This is a genomic window from Citrobacter rodentium NBRC 105723 = DSM 16636, from assembly GCF_021278985.1.
Classification (GTDB): Bacteria; Pseudomonadota; Gammaproteobacteria; order Enterobacterales; family Enterobacteriaceae; genus Citrobacter_A; species Citrobacter_A rodentium.
Genome location: NZ_CP082833.1, coordinates 3,346,696 through 3,365,931, shown reverse-complemented (window position 1 = coordinate 3,365,931; position 19,236 = coordinate 3,346,696). Strand labels below are relative to the sequence as shown.

The 19,236-nt window shown below is 57.7% G+C and carries 22 protein-coding genes and 1 pseudogene; 14 read left to right on the top strand and 9 right to left on the bottom strand.

Annotation, left to right across the window (positions count from 1 at the left end; genetic code table 11):
• Position 1 precedes the first annotated feature (1 nt).
• The 13 genes from K7R23_RS15790 to K7R23_RS15730 all read left to right on the top strand — a co-directional run bounded on the left by K7R23_RS15790 (position 2) and on the right by K7R23_RS15730 (position 10,259).
• Positions 2-463 (top strand): BMC domain-containing protein, encoded by a 462-nt coding sequence (locus K7R23_RS15790; RefSeq protein WP_012906337.1) that lies wholly within the window; start codon positions 2-4, stop codon positions 461-463.
• 5 nt (positions 464-468) lie between these two features.
• Positions 469-1,101 carry a phosphate propanoyltransferase gene (locus K7R23_RS15785; protein ID WP_012906338.1) on the top strand — a complete coding sequence of 211 codons (633 nt, stop codon included), beginning with the start codon at positions 469-471 and terminating at the stop codon, positions 1,099-1,101.
• Positions 1,098-1,589: a microcompartment protein PduM gene (pduM, locus tag K7R23_RS15780; protein ID WP_012906339.1), complete on the top strand. Its 492-nt coding sequence runs from the start codon at positions 1,098-1,100 to the stop codon at positions 1,587-1,589. The genes K7R23_RS15785 and pduM overlap by 4 nt, the downstream gene beginning before the upstream one ends.
• Positions 1,590-1,592: 3 nt before the next feature.
• Positions 1,593-1,868 (top strand): propanediol utilization microcompartment protein PduN, encoded by a 276-nt coding sequence (gene pduN / locus K7R23_RS15775; RefSeq protein WP_012906340.1) that lies wholly within the window; start codon positions 1,593-1,595, stop codon positions 1,866-1,868.
• A gap of 9 nt (positions 1,869-1,877) precedes the next feature.
• Positions 1,878-2,885 (top strand): two-domain cob(I)yrinic acid a,c-diamide adenosyltransferase PduO, encoded by a 1,008-nt coding sequence (pduO, locus tag K7R23_RS15770; RefSeq protein ID WP_012906341.1) that lies wholly within the window; start codon positions 1,878-1,880, stop codon positions 2,883-2,885.
• A complete protein-coding gene (gene pduP, locus K7R23_RS15765) occupies positions 2,882-4,267 on the top strand; it encodes a CoA-acylating propionaldehyde dehydrogenase PduP (protein ID WP_012906342.1) in 1,386 nt (461 codons plus the stop codon). Before pduO ends, pduP begins: the two co-directional genes overlap by 4 nt.
• 10 nt (positions 4,268-4,277) lie before the next feature.
• Positions 4,278-5,390 carry a 1-propanol dehydrogenase PduQ gene (locus K7R23_RS15760; RefSeq protein WP_012906343.1) on the top strand — a complete coding sequence of 371 codons (1,113 nt, stop codon included), beginning with the start codon at positions 4,278-4,280 and terminating at the stop codon, positions 5,388-5,390.
• A complete protein-coding gene (locus tag K7R23_RS15755) occupies positions 5,387-6,742 on the top strand; it encodes a 4Fe-4S dicluster domain-containing protein (protein WP_012906344.1) in 1,356 nt (451 codons plus the stop codon). Before K7R23_RS15760 ends, K7R23_RS15755 begins: the two co-directional genes overlap by 4 nt.
• Positions 6,743-6,744: 2 nt before the next feature.
• Positions 6,745-7,299 (top strand): propanediol utilization microcompartment protein PduT, encoded by a 555-nt coding sequence (gene pduT / locus K7R23_RS15750; protein ID WP_012906345.1) that lies wholly within the window; start codon positions 6,745-6,747, stop codon positions 7,297-7,299.
• Positions 7,299-7,649 (top strand): propanediol utilization microcompartment protein PduU, encoded by a 351-nt coding sequence (pduU, locus tag K7R23_RS15745; RefSeq protein WP_012906346.1) that lies wholly within the window; start codon positions 7,299-7,301, stop codon positions 7,647-7,649. Before pduT ends, pduU begins: the two co-directional genes overlap by 1 nt.
• Positions 7,650-7,653: 4 nt before the next feature.
• Positions 7,654-8,106, top strand: a complete 453-nt coding sequence (pduV, locus tag K7R23_RS15740; RefSeq protein ID WP_012906347.1) for a EutP/PduV family microcompartment system protein — start codon at positions 7,654-7,656, stop codon at positions 8,104-8,106.
• Positions 8,091-9,302, top strand: a complete 1,212-nt coding sequence (locus K7R23_RS15735; RefSeq protein ID WP_012906348.1) for an acetate/propionate family kinase — start codon at positions 8,091-8,093, stop codon at positions 9,300-9,302. The genes pduV and K7R23_RS15735 overlap by 16 nt, the downstream gene beginning before the upstream one ends.
• Positions 9,303-9,392: 90 nt before the next feature.
• Positions 9,393-10,259 carry a GHMP family kinase ATP-binding protein gene (locus tag K7R23_RS15730; RefSeq protein ID WP_042623133.1) on the top strand — a complete coding sequence of 289 codons (867 nt, stop codon included), beginning with the start codon at positions 9,393-9,395 and terminating at the stop codon, positions 10,257-10,259.
• A gap of 29 nt (positions 10,260-10,288) precedes the next feature.
• Here the strand turns inward: K7R23_RS15730 and K7R23_RS15725 are convergent, their stop codons facing one another.
• The 4 genes and pseudogenes from K7R23_RS15725 to dacD all read right to left on the bottom strand — a co-directional run bounded on the left by K7R23_RS15725 (position 10,289) and on the right by dacD (position 13,737).
• A complete protein-coding gene (locus tag K7R23_RS15725; protein WP_012906350.1) occupies positions 10,289-10,624 on the bottom strand; it encodes a DUF496 family protein in 336 nt (111 codons plus the stop codon).
• Positions 10,625-10,784: 160 nt separating this feature from the next.
• Positions 10,785-11,842, bottom strand: a pseudogene (locus K7R23_RS15720) (FUSC family protein).
• Between the two features lie 127 nt (positions 11,843-11,969).
• Positions 11,970-12,443 (bottom strand): DNA gyrase inhibitor SbmC, encoded by a 474-nt coding sequence (gene sbmC / locus K7R23_RS15715; RefSeq protein ID WP_012906351.1) that lies wholly within the window; start codon positions 12,441-12,443, stop codon positions 11,970-11,972.
• Positions 12,444-12,564: 121 nt separating this feature from the next.
• Complete coding sequence (gene dacD / locus K7R23_RS15710) at positions 12,565-13,737, bottom strand: serine-type D-Ala-D-Ala carboxypeptidase DacD (protein WP_012906352.1); 1,173 nt, start codon at positions 13,735-13,737, stop codon at positions 12,565-12,567.
• A 240-nt stretch (positions 13,738-13,977) separates the two neighbouring features.
• On the opposite strand from dacD, the gene sbcB reads away from it, so the two are divergent.
• Positions 13,978-15,402, top strand: coding sequence for an exodeoxyribonuclease I (gene sbcB, locus K7R23_RS15705; RefSeq protein ID WP_012906353.1), 1,425 nt, complete (start codon positions 13,978-13,980; stop codon positions 15,400-15,402).
• A 36-nt stretch (positions 15,403-15,438) separates the two neighbouring features.
• Here the strand turns inward: sbcB and tsuB are convergent, their stop codons facing one another.
• The 5 genes from tsuB to yoeI form a co-directional block, all read right to left on the bottom strand.
• Positions 15,439-15,666 carry a thiosulfate utilization sulfurtransferase TsuB/YeeD gene (gene tsuB, locus K7R23_RS15700; protein WP_012906354.1) on the bottom strand — a complete coding sequence of 76 codons (228 nt, stop codon included), beginning with the start codon at positions 15,664-15,666 and terminating at the stop codon, positions 15,439-15,441.
• 15 nt (positions 15,667-15,681) lie between these two features.
• The gene (gene tsuA, locus K7R23_RS15695; RefSeq protein WP_012906355.1) at positions 15,682-16,740 is read right to left on the bottom strand and encodes a thiosulfate utilization transporter TsuA/YeeE; all 1,059 of its coding nucleotides are present in this window, start codon (positions 16,738-16,740) and stop codon (positions 15,682-15,684) included.
• Positions 16,741-16,976: 236 nt separating this feature from the next.
• The gene (gene tnpA, locus K7R23_RS15690; protein ID WP_012906356.1) at positions 16,977-17,435 is read right to left on the bottom strand and encodes an IS200/IS605 family transposase; all 459 of its coding nucleotides are present in this window, start codon (positions 17,433-17,435) and stop codon (positions 16,977-16,979) included.
• 196 nt (positions 17,436-17,631) lie between these two features.
• The gene (gene plaP, locus K7R23_RS15685; RefSeq protein WP_024132738.1) at positions 17,632-18,990 is read right to left on the bottom strand and encodes a putrescine/proton symporter PlaP; all 1,359 of its coding nucleotides are present in this window, start codon (positions 18,988-18,990) and stop codon (positions 17,632-17,634) included.
• Complete coding sequence (gene yoeI / locus K7R23_RS15680) at positions 18,980-19,042, bottom strand: membrane protein YoeI (protein ID WP_099433339.1); 63 nt, start codon at positions 19,040-19,042, stop codon at positions 18,980-18,982. The genes plaP and yoeI overlap by 11 nt, the downstream gene beginning before the upstream one ends.
• Between the last annotated feature and the right edge of the window lie 194 nt (positions 19,043-19,236).

The window sequence follows — 19,236 nt, the reverse complement described above, 5'->3', positions numbered from 1 at the left end:
CGTGAAGCAATCACTGGGATTACTTGAAGTTAGTGGTCTGGCATTAGCCATCAGTTGCGCGGATGTCATGGCGAAAGCCGCTTCCATCACGCTGGTTGGCCTTGAAAAAACCAACGGTTCAGGCTGGACGGTGATCAAAGTCACCGGTGATGTGGCCTCAGTGCAGTCGGCCATCATCACCGGCGCCAGCTTTGCCGAACAGCGCGATGGCCTGGTGGCGCATAAAGTGATCGCCAGACCCGGCGAGGGCATTCTTTGCCGGGCGACAAGCGTCACGCCAGCGCCAGCCCCCACGCCGGTCGCCATCGAAGAACCGGAAACGGAAGTTGTTGCAGAGGAGCCTGTACCGGAAGCGGCGTCGGAAAATGAGGTTATCAGCTGTAATCTGTGCCTCGACCCGGCCTGCCCGCGGCAAAAAGGCGAACCCCGGACGCTCTGCCTGCATTCAGGTAAACGAGGTTAAGCGTAATGGATAAACACCTTCTGGAGACGACGGTCAGCAAAGTGCTGGATGAGATGCGGGAGCGCCCGATTCCGTTGGGCGTTTCCAATCGGCATATTCACCTGAGCGCCGAAGATTATGCCCGTCTTTTTCCGGGACGGCCGATAAGCGAGAAAAAAGCGCTCCTGCAACCGGGGCAGTACGCCGCCGAACAGACGGTGACGCTGGCGGGTCCTAAAGGCGAGCTTAAAAACGTTCGTCTGCTGGGGCCGCTGCGCAGCACCAGCCAGGTAGAAATTTCGCGAACGGATGCCAGGACGCTGGGGATTGCCGCGCCGCTGCGGATGTCCGGCGATCTCAAGGGCACGCCCGGTATCCGCCTCATCAGTCCTTTCGCCGAAATCACGCTCGCCTCTGGCGTCATTGTCGCTCAGCGCCATATCCATATGTCGCCGCTGGACGCCCTGATCCTGCGCGTTACCCACGGCGACAGCGTCTGCGTGGCGATTGAAGGCACCGGGCGTCGGCTCATTTTCGATAACGTCGCCGTTCGCGTCTCGCCCGATATGCGTCTGGAGATGCATATCGACACCGACGAAGCCAATGCCGCCGGGGCAGATGCTCCCGGCGCGTTCGCCACGCTGGCCGCGCCGCGATGAACGACGAACTGTTGCAGCGCATCGTTGAGGAGGTGGTCGCCCGCCTGCGACAGCGTGCCGACAGCGCCATCGCGCTGAGCGTCGCGCAGCTGCGGGAGACGCCTTCCCGCACGCTGTTTTGCCGGTATGCCGCCCTGCACGTTTTGCAGGCTGATCTGTCCCTGCTCAGGCAGATCGCGGAAAACGACAGGTCGGATAGCGCCGCCGCCCTCCTCCACGACGCGCTGGCGTCGGGTCTACGGGTGCGCATTTCGCTACAGCGCGCGTTGTTACCCGCGCTGCCGGTGAAAAAGCTGGCCCGGCTACCGCTGACGTTCTGCGATGAACAGGGGATGCGCGTGATGCTGCACCCCACCCGGCTGGTCACCTATGCCGACGTCGTCCGCTCGGACCACGGACTGCTGGTGCTGCCACGCAAATGTATTGTTACCGCGCTGGCTCGCGATGCCGCGAGCTCCCGCAACATCCAATTTTTTAAGCAGGAGTGAACCATGCATCTGGCACGTGTTACAGGCGCGGTGGTATCCACGCAAAAATCGCCCTCTCTGGTCGGGAAAAAACTTCTGCTGGTGCGCCGGGTGAGCGCCGACGGCGAACTGCCTGCAAACCCGACCGCGGGCGATGAGGTAGCCGTTGACTCCGTGGGCGCTGGGGTTGGCGAACTGGTGCTGCTGAGCAGCGGCTCAAGCGCCAGACACGTTTTTTCCGGGCCGAACGAGGCCATCGATTTAGCGGTTGTCGGCATCGTCGACACGCTTTCTCGTTAAGGGGGCGCTATGGCGATTTACACCCGAACCGGTGATGCAGGCACCACTTCGCTGTTCAGCGGCCAGCGCGTCAGCAAAACGCATCCGCGCGTAGAGGCTTACGGCACGTTAGATGAACTAAACGCCGCGCTAAGCCTGTGCGCCTGCGCCACCGATAACGCACACCATCGCGCTCTGCTGGAAGCCATTCAGCAGCAAATTTTCTGGTTCAGCGCGGAGCTTGCCAGCGAAAGCGAACGGCCCTCTCCTGAGCAGCGCTATATCAGCACTGAAGAAATCGCCGCGCTGGAAGCGGCTATCGATGCGGCGATGGGCCGCGTTGCGCCACTGCGCAGCTTTATTTTACCGGGTCGCAGCGAAGCGGCCAGCCGCCTGCACTTCGCCCGCACGCTGGCGCGCCGGGCGGAACGCCGTCTGGTTGAGCTATCCGCGACGACCACCGTCAGACACGTCCTGATGCGTTACATCAACCGCCTGTCAGATTGCTTATATGCCCTGGCCCGCGCGGAAGATCACGACGCGCATCAGTCCCGGATTGTGCAGGAAGTGACGAAGCGCTATCTGGCTTCCGCACATCCCGCCACCGTGAAGGAGTCCACCATGTCGCTCTCTTTTAGCGAACTTCATCAGATCATCCGCGCCGCCGTGGCGCGGGCGCAGGAGATAAACGTCCCGGTGGTGGTCAGCATTGTTGACGCCAACGGCACGGAAGCCGTCACCTGGCGCATGCCCGACGCGCTGCTGGTCAGCAGCGAACTGGCGCCGAAAAAAGCCTGGACGGCGGTGGCGATGAAAACGGCAACCCATGAACTTGCGGGCGCGGTCCAGCCCGGCGCGCCGCTGTACGGGCTGGAAAGCCATATGCAGGGAAAAGTCGTCACCTTTGGCGGCGGCTTTCCGCTGTGGCGTGACGAAATGCTTATTGGGGGTCTTGGGATCAGCGGTGGCAGCGTTGAACAGGACATGGACATTGCACAGGCTGCGATTGCGGCCCTTAACGTGAGAACACATCAATGAATACTTCTGAACTGGAAACCCTCATCCGCACGATCCTGACTGAACAACTGACGCCAGCGAAAACCGAACAAAAAGGCAACGGTATTTTTCAGTCGGTTGGCGAGGCTATCGACGCCGCGCACCAGGCGTTTTTGCGCTATCAGCAGTCTCCTCTGAAAACGCGCAGCGCCATTATCAGCGCCATCCGCGAAGAGCTCGCGCCGCAGCTTACCGCCCTGGCGGAAGAGAGCGCGACGGAAACGGGAATGGGCAACAAAGAGGATAAATACCTCAAGAACAAAGCGGCGCTGGAAAATACGCCAGGAATCGAAGATCTGACCACCACCGCGCTCACCGGCGACGGCGGCATGGTGCTGTTTGAATATTCGCCGTTTGGCGTTATCGGCTCCGTCGCCCCAAGCACTAATCCGACAGAAACCATCATCAACAACAGCATCAGTATGCTGGCTGCCGGTAACAGCGTCTATTTCAGTCCGCACCCGGGCGCAAAAGCCGTGTCGCTGAAGCTTATCGCCATGATCGAGGATATCGTGTTTCGCAGCTGCGGCATTCGTAACCTGGTGGTTACGGTGGCCGAACCCACCTTTGAAGCCACTCAGCAGATGATGGCGCACCCGAAAATTGCCGTTCTGGCGATTACCGGCGGCCCGGGCATCGTGGCGATGGGGATGAAAAGCGGGAAAAAAGTGATTGGCGCCGGTGCGGGCAACCCGCCGTGTATCGTCGATGAAACCGCCGATATCGTTAAAGCGGCGGAAGATATCATTAACGGCGCCTCATTTGACTACAACCTCCCCTGCATCGCCGAGAAAAGCCTGATCGTCGTGGAGTCGGTCGCCGAACAGCTCATTCAGCAGATGCAAAGCTTCGGCGCGCTGCTGCTCAGTCCGGCGGAAACAGACAAACTGCGCGCGGTCTGCCTGGCGGATGGCGTCGCGAATAAAAAACTGGTCGGTAAAAGCCCGTCGGTAATGCTTGAAGCGGCAGGTATCAACGTTCCGGCCAAAGCGCCGCGCCTGCTGATCGGCGTCGTCAACGCTGACGACAGTTGGGTCACCAGCGAACAGCTGATGCCGATGCTCCCCGTGGTGAAGGTGAAAGATTTTGACGCCGCATTGTCGCTGGCGCTGAAAGTGGAGGAAGGCTTACATCACACCGCCATCATGCACTCGCAAAACGTGTCGCGGCTGAATCTTGCCGCGCGAACGCTGCAGACCTCCATTTTTGTGAAAAATGGCCCTTCCTATGCGGGCATCGGCGTCGGCGGCGAAGGGTTTACCACCTTCACCATCGCCACGCCGACCGGCGAAGGCACCACTTCAGCGCGCACCTTCGCCCGCTCGCGCCGCTGCGTGCTGACCAACGGCTTCTCAATCCGCTAACGAGGTGGGGATGAATACCTTTTCACTGCAAACGCGGTTGTACAGCGGTCCGGGAAGCCTGAAGGTGCTTGGTCGTTTTAGCGATAAGCACGTGTGGATTATCTGCGACGGCTTTCTGGCGCGCTCGCCGCTGATCGATATCCTGCGCGCGGCGTTACCGGCCAGCAACCGTATCAGCGTGTTCAGCGAGATCACGCCGGATCCGACCATCGCCACCGTGGTCGAAGGCATTGCGCAAATGCAGGCCCTGCGCCCCGACGTGGTGATTGGCTTCGGCGGCGGGTCGGCGCTGGACGCCGCGAAAGCGATTGTCTGGTTCAGCCGCCAGTCCGGGATTGAAATCGACACCTGCGTGGCCATTCCGACCACCAGCGGGACGGGCTCGGAGGTCACCAGCGCCTGCGTGATTAGCGATCCGCAAAAAGGGATTAAATATCCGCTGTTCGATAACGCGCTCTATCCGACGATGGCGATCCTTGACCCGACGCTGGTGGTCAGCGTGCCACCGGCCATTACCGCCAATACCGGGATGGACGTGCTGACCCACGCGCTGGAAGCGTATGTTTCGACGCGCGCCAGCGATTTTACCGACGCCCTTGCCGAAAAAGCGGCGCAGCTTGTTTTCCGCTATCTGCCGGTAGCGGTGCGTAAAGGCGACTGTCTGGCCACCCGCGGCAAAATGCACAACGCCTCGACCCTCGCCGGTATGGCCTTCAGCCAGGCGGGACTGGGACTGAACCATGCCATCGCCCATCAACTGGGCGGCCAGTTTCATCTGCCGCACGGGCTGGCGAATGCGCTCCTGCTGGCGCCGGTTATCCGCTTCAACGCCCACGATCCGCGGGCGGCGAAACGCTACGCCCGCTTTGCCAAAGCCTGTCATCTCTGCCCGGACAGCGCCAGTGACACCGCCTGCATCAATGCGCTGGTGCAGCATATTGAGCAGCTTAAAAAAGCGTGCGCCATCCCCTCCAGCAACGAGGCGCTGAAGGAGGAGAAGCAGGGCCGGGCCCAGCGCATACCGGCGATGGTGCAGGCCGCGCTGGCGGACGTGACGCTCAAAACCAATCCCAGAGCAGCCGATGCCAGCGCCATCCGGGAATTGCTTGAGGATCTGCTATGAGTACCGCCCTGAATATCGAAATGAGCGACATTGATGCGCAAACGGTCCGCGATCGCGTGCGCGCTGCGGGGATCGTCGGCGCGGGCGGCGCGGGCTTCCCGACGCACGTCAAGCTACAGGCGCAGGTGGAAATTTTCCTGGTCAACGCCGCGGAATGCGAACCGATGCTGAAGGTCGATCAACAGCTCATGGCGCAACAGGCGGCGCGTCTGATACGCGGCGTACAGTACGCGATGAAGGCAACCGGCGCAGCTGAAGGCATTATTGCCCTGAAAGAGAAGTACCAGCCCGCTATCGCCGCCCTGACCCCGCTTCTGCCTCCGGCGATACGGTTACATATTTTGCCCGACGTCTACCCGGCGGGAGATGAAGTACTGACCATCTGGATGGCGACGGGCCGCCGCGTCCCTCCGGCAGCGCTGCCCGTCAGCGTCGGGGTGGTGGTCAATAACGTACAGACGGTGCTGAATATCGCCCGCGCGGTCGAGCAGCAGTATCCGGTCACGCGCCGCACGTTGACCGTCAACGGCGCGGTTGCCCGTCCTCAGACCGTGACTGTTCCCATCGGGATGTCGCTGCGCGAGGTGCTGGAGATGGCGGGCGGCGCCACGATAGCCGATCCGGGCTATATCAACGGCGGACCGATGATGGGCAGCCTTGTGACCTCGCTGGAAACGCCGGTAAGCAAAACCACCGGCGGCCTGCTGGTTCTGCCGCAGTCACATCCACTGATTAAACGACGCATGCAGGATGAGCGCACCGTGCTGTCGGTGGCGCGAACCGTCTGCGAACAGTGCCGCTTATGCACCGATCTCTGCCCGAGACATCTTATCGGCCACGAACTCTCTCCACATTTGCTGGTACGCGCCGTTAATTTTCATCAGGCAGCCACGCCGCAGCTACTGCTCAGCGCGCTCACCTGCTCCGAATGCAACGTTTGCGAAAGTGTGGCCTGTCCGGTGGGCATTTCGCCAATGCGCATCAACCGGATGCTCAAGCGAGAACTGCGCGCGCAGAACCAGCGCTACGAAGGCCCGCTCAACCCGGCTGATGAGATGGCGAAGTATCGCCTGGTGCCGGTGAAACGGCTGATCGCCAGACTGGGATTAACGCCGTGGTATCAGGAAGCGCCTCTGCGCCAGGACGAACCGGTAGCTGACAAAGTCACATTACTGCTGCGCCAGCATATCGGCGCCAGCGCCGTTCCCTGCGTACAAAAAGGCGAACATGTCACGCGCGGGCAGTGCGTTGCCGATGTTCCGCAAGATGCGCTGGGCGCCCCCGTTCACGCCAGTATTGACGGCACTGTCTGTGAGATCACAGAGCAGGCCATCACCGTTGTAAGAGGTTAACCATGTCGCAGGCCATAGGTATTTTAGAACTCACCAGCATTGCCAAAGGGATGGAAACCGGCGACGCCATGCTGAAAAGCGCCAGCGTGGATCTGCTGGTCAGCAAAACGATTTGCCCCGGTAAATTTCTGCTGATGCTGGGCGGGGATGTCGGCGCGGTGCAGCAGGCCATTGAAACCGGCGCCTCGCTTGCCGGCGAAATGCTGGTGGACAGTCTGGTGTTGCCGAACATTCATGCCAGCATACTGCCAGCCATTAGCGGTCTGAACAGCGTCGAACGCCGCCAGGCAGTGGGGATTGTCGAAACCTGGAGCGTGGCGGCCTGCATCAGCGCCGCTGACCGGGCGGTGAAAGCCTCTAACGTCACCCTGGTTCGCGTCCATATGGCGTTCGGTATCGGCGGAAAATGCTACATGGTGGTTGCGGGCGACATATCTGATGTGAACAACGCGGTGACGGTTGCCAGCGAAAATGCGGGAGAAAAAGGGCTGCTGGTTTACCGCTCGGTGATCCCGCGTCCGCATGAGGCAATGTGGCGTCAGATTGTGGAGGGATGATGGAAAGAGAACCGACGACGGATCGTATGATCCAGGAGTACGTGCCGGGTAAACAGGTCACGCTGGCGCATTTGATCGCCAATCCCGGTAAGGATCTGTTTAAAAAGCTGGGGTTACAGGAAAACGTTTCAGCCATCGGGATCCTGACCATTACGCCCAGTGAAGCCTCCATTATCGCCTGCGATATCGCCACCAAATCCGGCGCGGTGGAGATAGGTTTTCTCGACCGCTTTACCGGCGCGGTGGTGTTGACCGGCGACGTTTCGGCGGTGGAATACGCGCTGAAGCAGGTGACGCGGACGCTGGGCGAAATGATGCGCTTTACAGCCTGCTCCATCACCCGGACCTGACGGCATGAAACGCATGATGCTCATCGGCCCCAGCCAGTGTGGAAAAACGTCGCTTACCCAGGCGCTGTGCGGCGAGACGCTGCACTACCAGAAAACTCAGGCGATTGTCTGGTCCGCCGCCGCTATTGATACGCCCGGAGAATATCTGGAGAACCGCTGCCTCTACAGCGCGTTGTTGACCAGCGCCTGCGAGGCGGACGTCATTGCGCAGGTGCTCAACAGCGATGCGCAATGGCCCCCCTTCTCTCCCGGCTTCACCGGGCCGATGAACCGCCCGGCGATCGGCATTGTCACCAAAGCCGATCTCGCTGATCCGCAGCGCCTCTCTCGCGTCAGCGAATGGCTGGAACTTGCAGGCGCGCAAAAGGTTTTTGTCACCAGCGCCGTAAACGGCGCAGGCATCGACAAACTGTTTGCCTTTCTGAACCAAAAGGAAACTTCATGTCTCACAAAATAATGGCGATCAACGCCGGGAGTTCATCGCTTAAATTCCAGCTGCTGGATATGCCGCAGGGCAAACTGCTCTGTCAGGGGCTGATTGAGCGAATCGGCATGGCGAATGCCGGAATTACGCTGAAGGCGCAGGAGCAAAAATGGCAGCAGACCGCGCCGGTCGCCGACCATCGTGAGGCGGTGACCCTGCTGCTCGACATGCTGACGGGTCATGGCATTATTCGCAGCATCGCGGAAATTGAGGGTGTCGGTCATCGCGTGGCCCATGGCGGAGAGACATTTAAAGACTCCGCGCGCGTCACCGACGAAACGCTGGCGGAGATTGAACGCCTCGCCGAACTGGCGCCGCTGCATAACCCGGTTAATTTGCTGGGCATCAATGTGTTTCGCCAGCTGTTGCCAGATGTGCCCGCGGTAGCCGTGTTTGATACCGCCTTTCATCAAACCCTGAACGAAGCGGCGTATATTTACCCGCTGCCGTGGCGCTACTATGAAGAATTCGGCATCCGCCGCTATGGTTTTCACGGCACCAGCCACAAATATGTCAGCGCGACGCTGGCGGAAAAACTTGGCGTACCGCTCAGCGCGCTGCGGGTGGTGAGCTGTCATCTGGGCAACGGCAGCAGCCTGTGCGCCATCAAAGGCGGTAAGTCGGTGAATACCTCGATGGGCTTCACCCCGCAGTCCGGCGTGATGATGGGAACCCGCAGCGGCGATATCGATCCCTCTATTTTGCCGTGGCTCGCCCAGCGGGAAGGGAAAACGCCGCAGCAGCTTAACCAGTTGCTTAATAACGAGTCCGGTCTGCTTGGCGTTTCTGGCGTTTCCCACGATTACCGCGACGTCGAACAGGCCGCCGACGCAGGCAACCCGCGGGCGGCGCTGGCGCTGACCCTGTTTGCCGAACGCATCCGGGCAACCATCGGCAGCTACATTATGCAAATGGGCGGACTGGACGCGCTGGTGTTTACCGGCGGCATTGGCGAAAACTCGGCGCGCGCGCGGGCGGCCATCTGCCAGAATCTTCAGTTTCTCGGCCTGAGCGTGGATGAAGCGAAAAACCAGCGCAACGCCACGTTTATCCAGGCTGATCATGCGCTGGTCAAGGTGGCGGTAATTAATACCAACGAAGAGCTAATGATTGCCCGTGACGTGATGCGGATTGCCCTCGCGGAAACGCCCGTCGCGGCTTCCGCCTGAGTTCGCGCCGGGCAAATTGCGGCAAATCATGGCAATAGCGCGATCGCCGTGACACTATGCGCCGAGGATTGCAAACCAGAAGGTGAAAACGTGGCTGTTGCGCAATGCCCCGCCTCGTGCGGAGAGCTGATTCAGGGCTGGATTATGGGCAGCGAGAAGCTGGTTTCCTGCCCGGTGGACTGGTACAGCACCGTTGAGGTCAGCGCCGGTTCGCCGCAGGCGAATGAGCGCCCGCTGTCGCGGGCGATGGTCAACCGGCTGCTTGCGTACTGGCGCTATCCCGCGCAGCTGAGCCAGGCGATCCGCATTGATGTCCATTCCACCATCCCGATCGCCAAAGGGATGGCGAGCAGCACGGCGGACATCGCGGCAACCGCCGTGGCGACGGCGCGCCATCTGGGGCATGAACTGGATGAATCCACCCTTGCGCAGCTTTGCGTATCGCTGGAACCCACCGACAGTACCCTGTTTCGCCAGCTGACGTTGTTCGATCATAACGATGCCTCCACGCAAATCGCCTGCGAAAACCAGCCGGAACTCGATCTGCTGGTGCTGGAAAGCCCGCAGACGCTGCGCACTGCGGACTATCATCGGCTCCCGCGTCAGGCCGGGCTTGAGGCGGGGGCGCCGGCGCTGAAAAGCGCATGGGAAAAAGTGCGGCAGGCCTGCGCGGAGCAAAATCCGCAGCGGATGGGGGAAGCGGCCACCCTGAGCGCTATCGCCAGTCAGTCGCTGTTGCCGAAGCCGGATTTCGACGCCCTGCTGGCGCTGGTGGAGGCGTGCGATTTATTCGGCGTCAACGTGGCGCACAGCGGCAGCGTGGTCGGGCTGATGCTCGACAGGCGTAAACATGACGTGGACTACGTGAAGTGGTTACTGAAGGAAAAAAAGCTGACCGGACACTGGCCGGAACAGCATTTGCTGCGGATGGTACACGGCGGCGTGCGTTGTCAGTGAGGATCGACCGATCCTCACTGCATCCGACGTTACTCTGATTTCGCGTCGCTGTTTTTCAGCTCACCCATCGCTTTCAGCTTCTTGGAGATCTCGCGACGCTCTTTGGAGATTTCAGCATTCTTGATGATGTAGTCATCAACGCGATCTTCATAGTCGCTTTTCATGCTGGCGATAATGCCCTGAATGGCCTCCACGCTCATGCCCGGCTTGATGTAATCGCTCAGGTTGTCCAGCAGCAGAACGCGTTTCTGGTTGTCGCGGATCTTTTTCTCAACGTCCTGGATTTCACGTTGCAGTTTATTCTTACGACGGAACAGACGGACAAATTCCAGCACGTCCTGGAAAGATGGCTTGGTAGTTTCCATTTTTACACCCCTGATAATGTCAGATTCGGATTCGTTTAAACTATAGGGCTTACATTACTTTTCGTAGCCATAAATGACAATGGCTGCCACTTTGTTTTCATCATACCCTCATTCGCTGCTGAATCGAAGCAGCACCCGTTGTATTCTCCTTATCTGCTTTTTATTTGCGCAGCGCGCGACAGATCAGATGCGATAACAGCTCCAGCTGGCGCGCGGTTTCCAGGCTCAGCCAGACGTAGCCGTGAATGGGCGTCTCCGCCACGTTGCTCTCATCATGCTGGCGGATCAGTGCCCGCAGCTCGTTGACGGCATCATTCAGTTTTTCCGTATTGGCAAGGATTGGCTGCGGGTTTCCCTCGAACAGCGCGTGGGTAATGGTCAGCAGCGCCTGCTGCGTCATCTGCTGGGTTTCCCGCAGCGTATGGGCATTGAGCATGACGAAATGGCTGGCGCGGGTCGCCCAGAGGGCGTTGATTTGCAGCTCAAGCATACAAACCAGGTTGCGGTTGACGGTCTGAATGGCTTCGAAAATCGCCTTCTGGATATGCGTCTCTTTGCTCGCTGGCGTGATCAGGCCACGCATTTTTACCACATCGTTCAGCAGCTGTTGCAGGTGCTTCTCCAGACGGGGACGCTCTAACAGGTTAGGCGACAGCGCGGCCTGGTAAACCCGGTATATGCCGTAACGCAGCGCGCCAGCTGGATACGCCAGTGAATAAAGGCGCGCTGCGGCCAGATACCGGTGAACAGCATGGCGAGAAGCGAGCCCAGAATAACGTCGCCGCCGCGCCACAACGCGGTTTCCATATCGCCCGCGGGCGCGCCGACCACCACGGCCAGCGTAATGCCAATCAGCAGCGCCTGATACGGCCTTTTGCCCAGCGCCAGCCAGCCGCACAGGAACATCGCCGCCGCGCACCACAGCAGCATCAATGGCAGAGAAAACAGCTCCAGGCGCAAGGCCACCAGGCCAAGCGCAGCGCCGAGTATCGTACCACCGATCCGCTCAAAGGCGCGGGGAACCACGTTTCCCCAAAACGAGATCGGCCCCATGATCACCACCAGCGTAATCAGAGGCCAGGTGCCTTCCGGAATGTTGAACAGACGAACAAATAAAAAGGTCAGGATAAACGCCAGCGCGATGCGAATGCCATGCACGATGCGGTAATGGCGATAAAGGCGGATTTCAAAGGGGCTCAGCGACTTGTCGGCACGCACTCATGCACTCCGTCAGGTAAGGTCAGGAAACTTATTGTACCCGCTTTACACTGAAATAATCACCGTAGCGGACAGGACACCCCGCTAAGCGTAGTCGCTCTGAGCCCCGGTCCGCCAGGTTTAAGGCTTATCGGCTAAGAGGCTGTACCGCAATATACATTTCGATATCCCAGTAGCCTTCGGTGCAGCCATCATTCAGATAGACTTCAAAGCAGGGTTTACAGGCCATCTCATACTTGTTGTCCTGAGCCAGGCTGTTGAAGAACTGATACCACGGCGTGGAGAAGTCATTATCCGTTACGCGGGCGACCGCCGTCGCATACTGGCCGCCGTCGATTTCGCTAAGCGAAACGCCTTCGCTATTTGCCGGCACGACAAAATCCGCCGGAACGGAGACCACCGTACTGCAACGCAGTTTTTCCGCTGGCACCACGTCCGGGTTGTCAAAATAGACGGCAATCCATTCATCCGTGACGATCTGCCTGCCCTCCACCCACTTCATCAGTTGCTCAAAGCCCTGTTTTACCGTCTGCTCCCACGGCCCGACCAGGTGAAACCCCGCCACGGTGCGCTTATCAACTTGTCTGATCTCGTAATTCATGTTGCCTCCATTGTTACACTGTATTTTTATACAGCATAACGAAGTGCCAATAACAGCCACAAGATATTTGTGATTATTATGTGAGCAGAGGCGGACTCCTGCCACTTTCCTGTCAGGAGAGTCAGGCTTTATGGTGGAAATAGTCGCTCAGGCGCGAGAACATACCGCCTTTACCGACCGCTTCCAGCGTCACCAGCGGCCAGTGCGCAACCAGCTTATCGCGGTCGTACAACTCGATTTCCCCAACCCGCCGGTGAGCGGCAATCGGCGCCTCAAGCGCTTTTGTATCCAGAACGTATTTCGCTTTGATATGCGGAATTTCCGTTTTTGGTAACGCCATCCAGAAATCCTGTTCCGTGCCCAGCGCGATTTTTTCTTTATCGCCGTACCAGATCCGCTCCGTCCCCACCTGCTTACCGTTGCGCAGGATCTGCACCGTATCAAAATTCTGTTGTCCCCAGTGCAGCAGTTTACGCGCCTGCTCTTCCCGGCCTTTTGGACTCTGCGCGCCCATGATTACCGCAATAAGGCGGCGCTGACCGTCTACCGCAGAGGCAATAAGATTAAAGCCCGCGCCGGAGGTGTGGCCGGTTTTCAGACCGTCGACGTTCAGGGATTTATCCCACAGCAGCCCGTTGCGGTTGTACTGAGTTATACCGTTCCAGGTGAGGCTTTTCTCACTGTACATATGGTAGAACTCAGGTTCGCCGTGAATAATCGCCCGGGAGAGCACCGCCAGATCGTAAGCGGAGCTGTGCTGGCCCGGCGCATCCAGCCCGTGGACGGTTTCAAAATGGGTATCCTGCAAATGCAGCTTCTTCACGTAGTTGTTCATCATGGCGACGAACTGCGGCTGCCCGCCGGCAACGTAATCCGCCAGCGCGACGCAGGCGTCATTACCCGAATCGACAATCAGCCCGCGGCTTAAATCACGTACCGAAACGCGATCGCCCTGTTTGAGAAACATCAGCGAGGAGCCGACAAAAACCGGATTGTCTTTTGCCCAGGCGTCGCGCCCTACCGTAACGATGTCGTCAGGAGAAATGCGATGGCTGTCGATGGCGCGATCGACAACGTAGCCCGTCATCAGCTTTGTCAGACTTGCGGGATTACGCTGCTGATGTTCGTTTCCGGCGGTGAGAATTTGCCCGGTGGTGTAGTCCATCAGCACCCACGATCCTGCTTCTATCGCTGGCGGCTGAGGCGCGAAGTCAACGCTATCGGCAGCCAGCGCGGAAGAAAGGTGCAAAGAGAGTAAAGAAGCGGCGATAAACAGGCGGCGTTTCAACAGCATAATCCTCAGACGTTTCACAAGAGCCGTCCTTTTTACGGAAAATCTGATCAACTGACAGGGAATAATTGCAAGAAAATGTGACTTGCAGCACATTTAATCCCGCCAGCGATCCGCTGTTTTATCGCCGCCTGCAGATTTCTTGCCCTGAACGCTGCAGGCCGGGCTGATAACCCCGCTGAATTTTGTTACTCTGTGAGGTTCAGGCAGCGCGCAAACAACAGTCACGGAACATCTATTTTTATGAATGACGGCCAGCAGCAACCCACCTTTCTGTTTCACGATTACGAAACCTTTGGCACCCACCCGGCGCTTGACAGACCTGCACAGTTTGCCGCTCTGCGCACCGACGGTGATTTTAACGTCGTCGGCGAACCCGAAGTGTTTTACTGTAAGCCCGCGGACGACTATCTGCCGCAGCCGGGCGCCGTACTGGTGACCGGCATTACGCCGCAGGAAGCGCGGGAGAAAGGGGAAAATGAGGCAGCGTTCGCCGCGCGCATCCACGCGCTGTTTACCGTGCCGAAAACCTGCATTGTCGGCTACAACAACGTGCGCTTTGACGATGAGGTGACGCGCAATATTCTTTATCGCAACTTTTACGATCCCTACGCCTGGAGCTGGCAGCACGATAATTCGCGCTGGGATCTGCTGGACGTGATGCGCGCCTGCTACGCCCTGCGCCCGGAAGGGATTAACTGGCCGGAAAATGACGATGGACTGCCCAGCTTCCGCCTTGAACATCTGACGAAGGCCAACGGCATCGAACACAGTAACGCCCACGATGCGATGGCGGACGTGTATGCCACCATTGCGATGGCGCAGCTGGTGAAATCGCGCCAGCCGCGGCTGTTTGACTACCTCTACACGCACCGTAACAAGGACAAACTGGCCGCGCTGATCGACGTGCCGCAGATGAAACCGCTGGTACACGTCTCCGGAATGTTCGGCGCATGGCGCGGCAATACCAGTTGGGTCGCGCCGCTGGCCTGGCACCCGGAGAACCGTAACGCGGTGATTATGGTGGATCTGGCGGGCGATATTTCTTCGTTGCTTGAGCTGGACAGCGATACTCTGCGCGAACGGCTCTACACCGCCAAAGCGGATTTGGGCGATAACGCAGCCATACCGTTGAAGCTGGTGCATATCAATAAATGTCCGGTACTGGCGCAGGCAAATACGCTGCGTCCGGAAGATGCCGACCGCCTGGGTATTAATCGCCAGCACTGCCTGGATAACCTGAAAGTCCTGCGCGACAACCCGCAGGTGCGGGACAAGGCGGTCGCTATTTTCGCTGAAGCGGAACCGTTCATTCCCTCCGACAATGTCGATACCCAACTCTATAACGGCTTTTTCAGCGACGCTGACCGTGCGGCCATGAAGATCGTGCTCGAAACCGAGCCGCAGAATTTACCGGCGCTCGACATCACCTTCGTCGATAAGCGTATTGAGAAGCTGCTGTTTAACTATCGGGCGCGCAACTTCCCCGGCACGCTGGATGAAGCAGAACAGCAGCGCTGGCTTGAGCATCGCCGCCAGGTCTTTACCCCGGAGTTTTTGCAAAGCTATGCTGATGAGTTACAGCGCTTATATCAGGAGTACGGAGATAATAAAGAGAAGCAGGCGCTACTCAAATCGCTGTGGCAATACGCGGAAGAGATCGTCTGAAACGCGCCCTCCGCACAGCGGCGGAGGGTACGGCTATCACGCTTTCTGCACGGTGATGCTCCATGCGGCATCGCCAACCTGCTGGTAATCGGTAATGGTATGCCCCTCTTCCGCCGCCCACTGCGGAATAGCTTCAGTGGCCTGCGTGCAGTCAAACTCAATTACCAGTTGATCGCCGCTGGCCATTTCCGCCAGCGCCGCTTTTGCTTCAATCAGTGGAAACGGGCAAACCTGCGTCACCACGTCCAGTTTTTTAATCGCCATCATTCATCCTTAGGTTTAATTCGCCGCCGCCGTCGTCAGACGGGCTTTACGCTGCGGTCTTACATACACAATCCAGGATGCGGTCCACACCCCGAGGATCATAAAGGCCAGGCCAACCCAGCCCTGCCAGGTCATCATCGCCGTCATCACCAGGCCGTTACCGATAGAGCAGCCGCCGGCGATGCTGGCGCCAAAGCCCATCAGGATGCCGCCAAATCCGCTACGCAGGGTGGTCGCCGCATCGGCGGCGCGCACGCGGAATTCACGGCTGGCTTTGGCGGCAATAAATGAGCCGAGGAAGATCCCCAGCACCAGAAATACGCCCCAGTTGAGAAACTTACTGTCGCCTGCTACCAGGAATTGCAGAATGTTGGCGGTCGGCGAGGTGATGCCGAGGCCGAACATACGGCCTGTGGCTTCACTCAGCGGCCACGCCAGCAGCGCAATCAGGCCAATCAGCACCGCAGTGACAAACGGATGCCAGCGCTTTTCAAACAGAAGATGGGCAAGCCCGCTGCGCCGCGGCGGCAGCGTCGCCACTTTCAGCTTCGGTTTTTTCAGCTCTTTCGCCACCACCCACAGCGTCACTGCCAGCAGAATCGCAATCAGCGGCCACACGGAGATGTTGAGGGTATCGGCAATTGAGTTATGTTCGGTACTGTACGCCTTGAGCGTCTGATTCAGCCCGCTGGCATGGGGAGAGCGCATCACTGCGCTCATCACCATATAGGTAAACAGCGCAATCCAACTGCCGATCAACCCTTCGCCCGCACGATACCAGGTACCGGTGGCGCAACCGCCGGCATAAACGATGCCGATACCAAATATGTAGCCGCCCACCACGGTGCCGAGCCACGGAAACGCCCCTGCGTCATAGCTGAGTACGCCCGCCTGGATCAGCGTAAAAACGCCGACACTCTGCACGGCGATGGCAATCAGCAGTGCGTAAAACATGCGGTTATTTTTCGCGATGTACATATCGCGAAAACCGCCGGTGAGGCAGAATCGTCCACGCTGCATGACAAAACCCAACAGTGCGCCGCAGAACAGTCCACTTATAATCATTGAAAGCATAAATTCGTTAGTCTGGAAAAGATAAGTACGGAAATTATTCATGAGACGACGGCGGGTAACCAATAACCAAAATCTCTAATTTAGAACCAATGGTTATTACCGCAGTCGGGAAAGAGATCGCAGGCATAATAAATATCCTCCGGCATAGCCGGAGGTTTTTCTGATGCGCCTGTAAGGCTCTCTTACCAGCCGCGCCCTAACAGGCGCATACGATCTGACATTTGCATCAAGATTAGTCACTTACGGCCCGTAAACGGGCTACCCGGATATGGGATCGATAACTGCTCTCCCATTTTATCCTCTTCAAGCTGGTGCTTTATGTAATCCTGTATTTTCGCCGTATTTTTACCTACCGTATCGACGTAGTACCCTCTGCACCAGAACTCCCTGTTCCTGTATTTAAATTTCAAATCCCCAAACTGCTCGTAAAGCATCAGACTACGTTTCCCTTTCAGATATCCCATAAAGCCGGATACGCTCATTTTGGGCGGGATTTCAACAAGCATATGGATATGATCTGCGCAGCATTCAGCTTCCAGAATCCGTACGTTTTTCCATTCACACAGCTTTCTCAAAATACTGCCTATTGCTCTACGCTTCTCGCCATAGAACGCCTGTCTTCGGTATTTTGGCGCAAAAACTATGTGATATTTACAGTTCCATCGGGTGTGCGCTAAGCTCTTTTCGTCCCTCATTGGGACCCCCTTTTGATTTCTTGTTTGACACTTGCAGTTGCCAGACCGCAAGGTGTTTTAACAAATCAAAAGGGGTTTTAATAACTGGCCCAAAGCTGAAAGCTTTACTGAACCCCCAGCCTAGCTGGGGGTTTTCTATAGACAAAAAAACCGGGGAACGAGTCCCCGGTCAGAGTCTGTTTACGCTGTCGCGTTATCAGGCAATATCTTCGTATTGCGGCACCGGATTGCGGAAGCTTTTGGTGACGCAGGCCAGATATATCAGGCCGATACCCGCCCAGATCAGTCCCAGAACCATCGAGCTTTCTTCCAGGTTGACCCACAGCGCGCCGACGGTCAGCGCGCCGCACATCGGCAGGAACAGATACTGGAAGTGATCTTTCAGCGTTTTATTGCGTTTTTCGCGGATCCAGAACTGTGAAATCACCGACAGGTTTACGAAGGTAAACGCCACCAGCGCGCCAAAGTTGATGAGCGCGGTCGCCATAACCAGATCGAAGTTAATCGCCAGCAGGGCAATCGCGCCAACCAGAATAATGTTCATCGACGGGGTACGCCATTTCGGGTGTACGTAACCGAAGAAGCTTTTCGGGAACACGCCGTCACGCCCCATGACGTACATCAGACGCGCCACGCCCGCATGTGCCGCCATACCGGAAGCCAGCACGGTGATCGTGGAGAAAATCAGCGCGCCTACCTGGAAGAACTTACCGGCCACATACAGCATAATCTCAGGCTGAGAAGCATCCGGATCTTTAAAACGCGAAACGTCCGGGAAATAGAGCTGCAGGAAATAGGTGGCGAAGATAAAGATCAGCCCGCCGATCAGCGCGGTCAGGAAGATCGCGCGCGGGATCACGCGCTCTGCATCTTTTGTCTCTTCAGAGAGGTTGCTAATACCGTCAAAGCCGGTAAAGGAGAAGCAGAGGATCGTCGCCCCGGTAATCATAGGAATGACATGCGCTTCACCGGACCAGAATGGACGGCTGCTGGTCAGCGTACCGGCGCCTTCGCCGTGGAACACGCCATAGACCACCATGCCGAGGATAACGGCGATCAGCACAACCTGCAGCACAACAATAACCGTGTTGAAGTTTGCCACTGATTTAAGGCTACGCAGGTTAAACGCGGTCATAAACGCCACCAGCGCCACCACAAACATCCACGAAGGAATGGAGGGCACGAGCGCTTCAAAATAGATTTTCGCCAGCAGGATATTGATCATCGGCGCGAACAGATAGTCCAGCAGAGACGACCACCCCACCATAAAGCCAACGGTCGGGCTAATGGATTTCTGGGCGTAGGTATACGCCGAACCAGCGGACGGGAAACGGCGCACCAGTTTACCGTAGCTCAGCGCAGTAAAGAGAATGGCAATCAGCGCGAAAGCATAAGCCGTCGGCACGTGACCGTCAGTGAGGACCGAAACGATACCAAATGTATCGAACAGCGTCATCGGCTGCATATAGGCAAGGCCCATCATGACAACCGGAACTAACGTAAGCGTTTTACGTAATTCCACGCGAGAGGTGTTTGGAGTAACGTTATGCGACATGGTCATTCCCCTTTACGGCGAATGCCGTCGCGTAAGCAAAAAATTGCCCCATTTTCTGGATTCCTCAGCGACAACAACTGTCGGTTTTTAGTAAATATCTATCCGGTACGAAGCCCGGCCTCTTGGTCTGAATGATTGGTTTGTAGCAAAAAAATAACCGACGCGTATGGAAACGTCGGTTAATGTCATTTTTTGCAAGCGGCGCATTGTGCCTTAAATGAAGGCAAATTGACAAGAGAATGAGAG